General features: G+C 44.1%; 7 protein-coding genes. 4 read left to right on the top strand and 3 right to left on the bottom strand.

Annotation, left to right across the window (positions count from 1 at the left end):
* The first annotated feature begins 359 nt into the window (after positions 1–359).
* From QZ371_RS09065 to ppdK, 4 genes are all read left to right on the top strand, one after another.
* Positions 360–1,373, top strand: coding sequence for a helix-turn-helix transcriptional regulator (locus QZ371_RS09065; protein ID WP_295211815.1), 1,014 nt, complete (start codon positions 360–362; stop codon positions 1,371–1,373).
* 273 nt (positions 1,374–1,646) lie between these two features.
* Positions 1,647–2,333, top strand: coding sequence for a M23 family metallopeptidase (locus QZ371_RS09070; RefSeq protein WP_295211816.1), 687 nt, complete (start codon positions 1,647–1,649; stop codon positions 2,331–2,333).
* 333 nt (positions 2,334–2,666) lie between these two features.
* Positions 2,667–3,893: a class I SAM-dependent rRNA methyltransferase gene (locus QZ371_RS09075; RefSeq protein ID WP_295211818.1), complete on the top strand. Its 1,227-nt coding sequence runs from the start codon at positions 2,667–2,669 to the stop codon at positions 3,891–3,893.
* Between the two features lie 396 nt (positions 3,894–4,289).
* Positions 4,290–6,917, top strand: a complete 2,628-nt coding sequence (gene ppdK, locus QZ371_RS09080; protein ID WP_295211820.1) for a pyruvate, phosphate dikinase — start codon at positions 4,290–4,292, stop codon at positions 6,915–6,917.
* 340 nt (positions 6,918–7,257) lie between these two features.
* On the opposite strand, the gene QZ371_RS09085 is transcribed toward ppdK, so the two are convergent.
* The 3 genes from QZ371_RS09085 to QZ371_RS09095 form a co-directional block, all read right to left on the bottom strand.
* Positions 7,258–7,614 carry a GHKL domain-containing protein gene (locus QZ371_RS09085; protein WP_295211822.1) on the bottom strand — a complete coding sequence of 119 codons (357 nt, stop codon included), beginning with the start codon at positions 7,612–7,614 and terminating at the stop codon, positions 7,258–7,260.
* 135 nt (positions 7,615–7,749) lie between these two features.
* A complete protein-coding gene (locus QZ371_RS09090) occupies positions 7,750–8,553 on the bottom strand; it encodes a hypothetical protein (protein WP_295211824.1) in 804 nt (267 codons plus the stop codon).
* A 2-nt stretch (positions 8,554–8,555) separates the two neighbouring features.
* Positions 8,556–9,269, bottom strand: a complete 714-nt coding sequence (locus tag QZ371_RS09095; RefSeq protein ID WP_295211826.1) for a LytTR family DNA-binding domain-containing protein — start codon at positions 9,267–9,269, stop codon at positions 8,556–8,558.
* Positions 9,270–9,384: the final 115 nt, after the last annotated feature.

A 9,384-nucleotide genomic window follows, 5' to 3' on the forward strand; every position in this document is an offset into this window, starting at 1 on the left:
AGCGCCACCTTGCCAAGGTGGAGGTAGCGAGTTCGAGCCTCGTAATCCGCTCCACAAAAAGTCCTTACAGTCTTAATGATGAGTAAGGACTTAATGTTTTCTGCGGGTTTATTTCAATTACCAGAATACTTTTCTTCCTGAAAGGAGATGGAGGTGCGACCCCTCTGACCCGCTCCAACAACGCCTTGCTTTTTAGCAGGGCGATTTTTTATGCCTGCGTGTTGGTGAAAGTGCTGAAAAGTGCGTAAATAGGCGGCTCGACTGACAGTCCAGCCCGATTTTGTTGACTTTTTCAAAGCCGTGGGCTATAATGTTGACCATAGAGAGTGCACTCCGAACAAATTGAAAGGTGATATGCTATGGAAGATAAAATTACTCTTGGAAAATTCATTCAATCAAAAAGAAAGGAACTGGGGCTTTCTCAAAAAGACCTTGCTAAAGAGCTTTATGTCACTGAGTCGGCAGTGAGCAAGTGGGAGAGAGGGGTATCATATCCTGATATAACGATGATATCGGGGCTTTGCAGGGTGCTTGGCATTTCTGAGCACGAGCTTTGCACGGCGAGCGAGGACAATCAGCAGAGAGAGGCTGAGTTTATGGTGCGGAGCTATAAAAGCTTTGTTCGGGGGTACACTATCATAACCGGAATTGGCTATCTTGCGGCGATAATACCGAGTTTTATTTATAATATGGCTCATGGCGGTATAGGCTGGTTCATGGTGCTTATCACATCGCTGATGCTGACGTTTTCTTTCATAAATGTGCCTGTGCTTGTGAAGAAAAACAGGTCGTTGTGGACGCTTGGTTCTGCGACAGTTTCGCTTTTTCTTCTTTATGCCGCAGGGTGCATTTATTCCAATGGGGATTGGTTTGCTATGGCGGTGCTTGGAACACTCCTTGGGGAGGCTATCGTTTTCCTGCCTTTTGTGCTGAGAAGTGAACAGCTTGAAAAGTATGTGAGAAACAGCAAGGGGCTTGTGTGCATGGCGGCGGATTCGGTGCTGACTTTTGCCTGCGTTATTTATGGTACGCTGAAATATGGTGACGTGGCAGACCTTTGTGACGGCATGGTCGCAGCGGTGGCTTGTGTGGCATTGGTGTGGGCTGTGTTCCTTATTATAAGGTATCTAAAGGTGAACGGATTTTTCAAGGGTGCACTTTGCTTTGCGGCTTCGGCGGTATGGGTCGCTGCGATGACTTTTGTGACGAACCTTTGGAACGGAATGAAGCTTGGGGATATCTTGGCGTTCAAGACTTCTACGGGGGATAATTACGATTTGATCGTTTGCCTTGGGCTGTTGGGTGTTGCGGCTGTGCTTGGTGTCGTTGGGGCGGCGGTAAAGGCTGCGAGGAAGAGATTGCAGGAAAGATAAGTAGGACAGAATAAGAGAGATACAAAACGGATAGAGATAATTTGGACTTGGTGGGACGTCGAGGACGCCGTCCCCTACATAAAGTTTGTTAAACGTATGATACCACACTTGGGTGAAAGCTCAGGTGTGGTATTTTTATTTTCATGTGAATATTTTTCCCGTATATGTCAAAAATAATGCCAGAGGACTTATGCCGCCGATAGCATAAGACTGCCGTGGGTGCAAGAGTGCTTGCGGAGATATGATATCATATCGGGGAAAGGTTTTGTAAATATGAAAGAATTCAGTCTTAAAAATTCCCGTGCAGGCAGAACGCTTGGTGCGAAGGGAGTATACATCACTCTTGCCGCTTGTCTGCTTGCGCTGGGCGGTGCAGGCGTTGCCGCCTACAACAAGGCTATGGACGACATTTCGGACAAGCTGACTATCTCACGCCCTGACGTGGAAAACTCTGCGGCGGAAAAGCAGGCGGACAACAAAAAGACGGACGTCGAGAAAGAGTACTCAAGCTCCGAAGCTGCTGACGATCTTGACGTTCAGACGCAGCCGAATGTTATGCCTGTGAACGGGGAGATACTCCAGCCGTTTTCTAATGGAGAGCTTGTGAAGTCGGAGACGCTGGGGGTTTGGAAAACTCACGACGGCGTTGACATCAAGGCTGATCTTGGCGAACCTGTGAAGTCGATGAACAAGGGCAAGGTCACGAAGATCTGGGAGGACGCTCTTTGGGGCAACTGTATGACTATCGACCACGGAAACGGCGTTATCGGACACTATTATAATCTCTCGAAAGAGATGACTGTGTCGGAGGGCGATCAGGTCAACGCCGGGGAAGTTATCGGCGCTGTGGGCGACACGGCGCAGGCAGAGGTGGCGGAGCTTTCGCACCTGCACTTCGGCTTAAAGAAAAACGGCGAATGGATCGACCCTATCGAGTTTATCGACCCTGCGACGAAATAAAATGAGACTTTTGGAAAAAGCAACAAATCAACGGGCGGACGCTGTTCGCCCCTACATACAAACAGCGTATTTGCGATATTTTAACCTTGACGTTCTGTTTGTTTGGCTTTTTGACAAGCAGTTATGATTTGCTTTCTTCATTTGGCGGCTAGGCTCGTGGTATACGGGTCTGTGCCGTTACAATCCCCCATAAAACGCCGTGCCCGAAATATTGGGTGCGGCGATACATATTTTGTGGGCTTTGCGTGGTTTGCGTTACGTCTTGCAAAAATGGGTGGGCTGTGATATAATTATATCTGACAAAAAAGAACAACATAATTGTGAGGTATGATAATGAAAAGCAAAAGAAATTTTCCCGGGTTCACCATATCGAAAAAGGGGGAGTTATCCCTTAAAAACGGTCACCCTTGGGTATACTGCGATGAGTTGCGTGACGAACCAGAGGGGCTGAAAAACGGCGAACTGTGCGACGTGTTCTCGCAGAAAGGTTCTTATCTCGGCACGGGATTTTTGAGCCTTAACAGCAAGATACGCATAAGAATACTTTCGGACAATGCAAACGAGACGTTTTCGGACAACTTTTTCCGCAGGCGCATACGCTATGCCATAGATTACAGAAAGACTGTTATGGGCGATGATTTTTCCGCTTGCCGACTGATTTTCGGCGAGGCTGACGGAATGCCGGGGCTTACTATCGACAAATACGGCGATATACTTGTTTCGCAGGTGCTTTCTTATGGTATGGATCTGATAAAGGATACCATTTTTAGGCTGCTTGTTGAGGAGCTTGAAAAGGACGGCGTTAAGGTATCGGGCATAATGGAGCGTAATGACGTTGCTATCAGAAAGCTTGAGGGTTTGGAGCAATACAAGGGCTGGTACAAGGCTGATTTTCTTCCCGAGCCGCCTTCTAATGTGACGGAGATAACAGAGAACGGCATACGTTATGAAGTTGACGTTGAGAACGGGCAGAAAACTGGCTTTTTCCTCGATCAGAAGTACAATCGTCTTGCGGTATCGAAGATCGCAAAGGGCAAGAGGGTGCTTGACTGCTTTACCCACACGGGATCATTTGCGCTCAATGCGGCAATGGGCGGAGCGGAGCACGTCACGGCGGTGGACGTTTCGCAATTTGCTGTTGACACGGCGAGAGAGAACGCAGAGCGGAATGGTCTTGAGGGCAAGATGGACTTTCTTTGCGCTGATGTTTTTGATCTGCTGCCAAAGCTGTTGGAGGAAAAGGCTGATTACAATATGATAATACTCGATCCGCCTGCTTTCACGAAGAGCAGAAAGACTGTTGGCAGCGCTGAGAGGGGTTACAAGGAGATAAATTACAGGGCGATGAGGCTTCTGCCAAGAGGCGGATATCTTGCGACCTGCTCTTGTTCCCACTTTATGGAGAACAGGCTGTTTGTGAAGATGGTTATGAGCGCCGCAAAGGATGCAGGTGTGCAGCTCAAGCTTATCGAGGCAAGGCAGCAGGCGCCCGATCACCCGATACTGCTCAATGTGCCGGAGACGGATTATTTGAAATTTTATTTGTTCCAGGTGGTTTAAGGGGCAGATACGGACGTTGAGCGTAAACCACACAACGGGACGTCGGGGGCGCCATCCAAGGGGACGTCGGGGGCGCCGTCCCCTACAAATTACGAAATAGCGTTGTGTTTTGTAGGGGCGAACATTGTTCGCCCGTTGACTTGCGCCTTTGCAGTCGCCTGTTTTGGCTTGCAGTTTGTTATTTTGACGACGCTTTGCATTTTGTGTTTCGACGGCAAATCGTCATATTGCACATAAATTTATATCAAAAATTGTACAAGATTTTATGTATAAAAGTGGGGAAAACCTATGGTAATTTCACTTTAAATCTGTTATAATATAAGGGTAACCGTGGGCGGCGGGATAGTTCTGTCTTTCCGCTGCGGAATTCAAAATTATTTTGGAGGTAAAAAACCAATGGCAAAGAAGTATTGTTATCTTTTCTCTGAGGGTAATGCCAATATGAGAGAGCTTCTCGGCGGTAAGGGTGCTAACCTGGCTGAGATGACAAATATCGGTCTCCCTGTACCTCAGGGCTTTACGATCACAACTGAAGCTTGTACTCAGTACTATGAGGACGGCCGTGAGATCAACGAAGGTATTATGGCAGAGATCAACGAGTATATCGGTAAGATGGAAGAGATCACAGGCAAGAAGTTCGGCGATAAGGAGAACCCACTCCTCGTTTCCGTTCGTTCAGGTGCTAGAGCATCTATGCCTGGTATGATGGATACTATCCTTAACCTCGGTCTTAACGAAGAAGTTGTTGAGACAATCGCTGCTCAGTCAGGCAACCCAAGATGGGCTTATGACTGTTACAGAAGATTCATTCAGATGTATTCTGACGTAGTTATGGAAGTTGGTAAGAAGTACTTTGAAGAGCTTATCGACGAGATGAAGGCTAAGAAGGGCGTTAAGCAGGACGTTGAGCTCGACGCTGACGATCTTAAGGAACTTGCTGAGCAGTTCAAGGCTGAATACAAGGCAAAGATCGGCGCAGACTTCCCAGCTGATCCTAAGGAGCAGTTGATGGGTGCTATCAAGGCAGTATTCCGTTCATGGGATAACCCAAGAGCTAACGTATACAGAAGAGACAACGATATCCCTTATTCTTGGGGTACAGCAGTAAACGTTCAGTCAATGGCATTCGGTAATATGGGTGATGACTGCGGTACTGGTGTTGCATTTACAAGAGACCCTGCAACAGGCGCTAAGGGTCTGTTCGGTGAGTTCCTTACAAACGCACAGGGCGAGGACGTTGTTGCCGGTGTTCGTACACCAATGCACATCTCTGAGATGGAGCAGAAGTTCCCACAGGCATTCGCTGACTTCAACAAGGTTTGTAAGACACTTGAAGATCATTACAGAGATATGCAGGATATGGAGTTCACAGTTGAGCACGGTAAGCTCTATATGCTTCAGACAAGAAATGGTAAGAGAACTGCACAGGCTGCTCTCAAGATCGCTTGTGACCTCGTTGACGAGGGAATGAGAACTGAGGAAGAGGCTGTTGCAATGATCGACCCAAGAAACCTCGATACACTTCTTCACCCACAGTTCGACGCAAAGGCACTCAAGGCTGCTACTCCTATGGGCAAGGGCCTTGGCGCTTCTCCAGGAGCTGCTTGCGGTAAGATCGTATTCACAGCTGACGACGCTGAGGCTTGGAACGCTAAGGGCGAGAAGGTAGTTCTCGTAAGACTTGAGACTTCACCGGAGGACATCACAGGTATGAAGGCTTCTCAGGGTATCCTCACAGTTAGAGGCGGTATGACATCTCACGCAGCCGTTGTTGCTCGTGGTATGGGTACTTGCTGCGTATCCGGCTGCTCAGAGATCGTTATGGACGAAGCTAACAAGAAGTTCACACTCGCAGGCAAGGAATTCCACGAGGGTGATTACATTTCTATCGACGGTTCAACAGGTAACATCTATGATGGTATCATCCCAACTGTTGACGCTACAATCGCTGGTGAGTTCGGCAGAATCATGGGCTGGGCTGACAAGTACAGAACAATGAAGGTAAGAACAAACGCTGATACTCCTGCTGACGCTAAGAAGGCTAGAGAGCTTGGCGCTGAAGGTATCGGTCTTTGCCGTACAGAGCATATGTTCTTTGACCCTGAGAGAATCGCTGCATTCAGAGAGATGATCTGCTCAGACACAGTTGAAGAGAGAGAAGCTGCTCTTGCTAAGATCGAGCCAATGCAGCAGGCTGACTTCGAGGCTCTTTATGAGGCACTTGAAGGCAATCCTGTAACTATCAGATTCCTTGATCCACCGCTTCACGAATTCGTTCCAACAGAAGAGGCTGACATCGAGGCTCTTGCTAAGGCACAGAACAAGTCTGTTGAGACAATCAAGGCTATCATCGCTTCACTCCACGAGTTCAACCCAATGATGGGTCACCGTGGCTGCCGTCTTGCAGTAACATATCCTGAGATCGCTAAGATGCAGACAAAGGCTGTTATCAAGGCTGCTATCAACGTTAAGAAGAATCACCCAGACTGGACAGTTGAGCCTGAGATCATGATCCCACTGGTTGGCGACGTTAAGGAGCTCAAGTATGTTAAGAAGGTAGTAGTTGAGACAGCTGACGCTGAGATCGCTGCTGCTGGTTCTGACCTCAAGTATGAAGTTGGTACAATGATCGAGATCCCAAGAGCTGCTCTTACAGCTGACGAGATCGCTAAGGAAGCTGATTTCTTCTGCTTCGGTACAAACGACCTTACACAGATGACATTCGGTTTCTCAAGAGACGACGCTGGTAAGTTCCTCAATGCTTACTATGACGCTAAGATCTACGAGAACGATCCATTTGCTAAGCTCGATCAGGACGGCGTTGGCAAGCTTATGGAGATGGCTCTCAAGCTTGGTAAGCCAGTTAATCCAAAGCTCCATTGCGGTATCTGCGGCGAGCACGGCGGCGACCCAACATCTGTTGAGTTCTGCCACAAGATCGGTCTTGACTATGTATCTTGCTCACCATTCAGAGTGCCAATTGCTAGACTTGCTGCTGCTCAGGCTGCTATCGCACAGAAATAAGCGAAATTTACAACTGCCCTTATATGAGTACACCTTTGGCTTTGAGGAAGCCCAGCACTACCGAAAAGCACAGGAATCGTATCTCAGACGAAACCAATGGGAAGATTTGACCATTAAGGTTTGGGTGAATGTATAAATATGCTGATAAAACCTCCGTAGTTTAACTGCGGAGGTTTTGTGTTATAGTGTGTGAAGGTCAGGCAAAGATAGTCAAGTGAAGTCTTTTTATATTAAAGATGATCTGCTTGTGTTATACCATTAACGAAGAAAAATAAAAATGAACCGAATAGGAGCTATTACAAAGCTGTTGTATGTCATCATAACCATACAACAGCTTTTATCATTTGATCGGAAACTCCAATTCCAGAACAAACTCCGGGAACTGCTTTGGTATTCTCATCTCTCCGCCAATCTTTTCGACAGTCCTGCGAATGTTGTATAACCCAAAGCCGTGATTATCTTTGTCGAGCTTAGAGGTCTCTGTGAAATTTTTGTTATCCAAAGTTGGATTTGATATTTTAATAACCTGAACATTCTGTACAACTGCACATTTCACCGCTATAATAGCAGAATCGGATGAGCTGAGTTTTTCACAAGCCTCGATAGAGTTATCCAAGGCATTGGAAAGCATCGTGCAAAGATCAACAGCAGGGATCTCATCGGAAATGAAACCGCTGAATTTAAGTTGCGAACCCACATATGCTGCTGATTCGCTTTTCTCCGAAAGTATCGAATCAGCGATCTGATTTCCGCTTGAAAACTTATTTGCATCAATTATCTCCTGCTTGGTTATACTTTTTACATAGTCAAGTGCTTCATCAAGCTGTCTTTTCTAAAGCGTTGCCTGCAAACATATCATATGATTTTTATAATCATGACGAAATTCTCTTAAATCGTCTGTAAGCTTATTGATCTTTTGGTAATGTTCAACTTGACCTGCCATCTGTTTTTCCATTATTCCTAATATGCTTTCGTAGTATTGCCGTGAAATACTGCTGAATACAAATGAAATAATAATTGTTAAAAAAGCTATAATGGTCAGTACTGTCAAGAAACTGTTTATTCTATTATCAAAGAATAACTCACTAGATTCAACAGCCATGTTTCCACAAAGCTCTCCGATAAAAACTAGGACGATCAGTATCATAACGTATACTCGTTTGGGCAGCAAATTTATACTGTTAATGATTTGATTTTTATGACTTTTTTGAAGAGCTCTTAGTAAAATTAAAGCAGCAATATTAAAAATAAGTGAGGAGATATTTAGAACCGTTATCCTGTCAAAATTTTGTACAAATAAATCAATCAGTATGCATCCAATTGATTGAAAAATGGAATCTAAAATCAGTACAATAACTGAAATATATACAGACCATAATATTTTTGATTTGAATATCGACAAAATGAAAATTAGAAGAAATGTATAATAACATATTGTTGCTGTTAAGAAAATAACAGGTTTGTCATGATTTCTATACCAAGAGCAAACAATTCCGGAAATCAAATACACAAGAAATACAGTCACATATTTTCTTCTGTACTCTCCGTTTCCATAAACAAGATTCATGGTTTGGATAATCGTAAATAAATATAGTATAGATATTACTGTAAATTCAAATGTGTGTACTAAATTCATTTCTATTCTCCTATACTTTTTCTTTTAAGATAATTCAGATATTTACCTTTAAAATCCTTGAATTTAGAGCTTGAAATAAGTGCTTTTTGACCGTTAGAAAATTCAATTTCCTTTTTACTGTAGCCGGTTATATAATTAAAATTAACGATATAAGAGCGATTTGAGCGGTAGAAATACTCTTCATTCAAATTTTTCACCAACGAAGAAATTTTGTTTGAATAAAGAAAAATTCCTTGAGCTGTGACAACTTCCGCATAGATATTGTCGGCTTGTGCATATATTATTTCGTTTTCGGGTATCGCTATATTCTTTTGATTGACAGTATACTTAACTACTATATAAGCAGTTTTTGCTAGATTTTTTATAACAGAATCCAAAGCTTCGTACAAATCCTCTTTTTCAAACGGTTTAACGAGAAAGCGAAAAGCATTAACTTTCATACTGTCAAAAACAACGTCCTTATAGCTGCTCACAAATATTACGGTAGTATCAACATTGCGTTTCCTCAATACCGAAACGGTATCGAGTCCGTTTTTATCTGTCATTTGATGATCCATAAAAATCAAGTCAAAGGACATATCGGCAGCTAAGAGTTCCATGCCGTCGGAATATTCGTATATAATAAAATTAAGACCATGCTTATCTGCATATATGTATAATTCTTCAGACAACGTTTTTCGAAAAAAAGACTCATCATCGCAAACTGCTATATGCATAATAACCTCTCCCTATTATTTTCTGATATTTTTTGTTGTTCTTATTATACAATATTTTGACATTAATTTCAAGCTATTTTGAGCTTTACAAGAAAAAAAGGGGTGTTTACAAGAA

Source organism: Ruminococcus sp. (genome assembly GCF_019423705.1).
Taxonomy (GTDB): domain Bacteria; phylum Bacillota; class Clostridia; order Oscillospirales; family Ruminococcaceae; genus Hominimerdicola.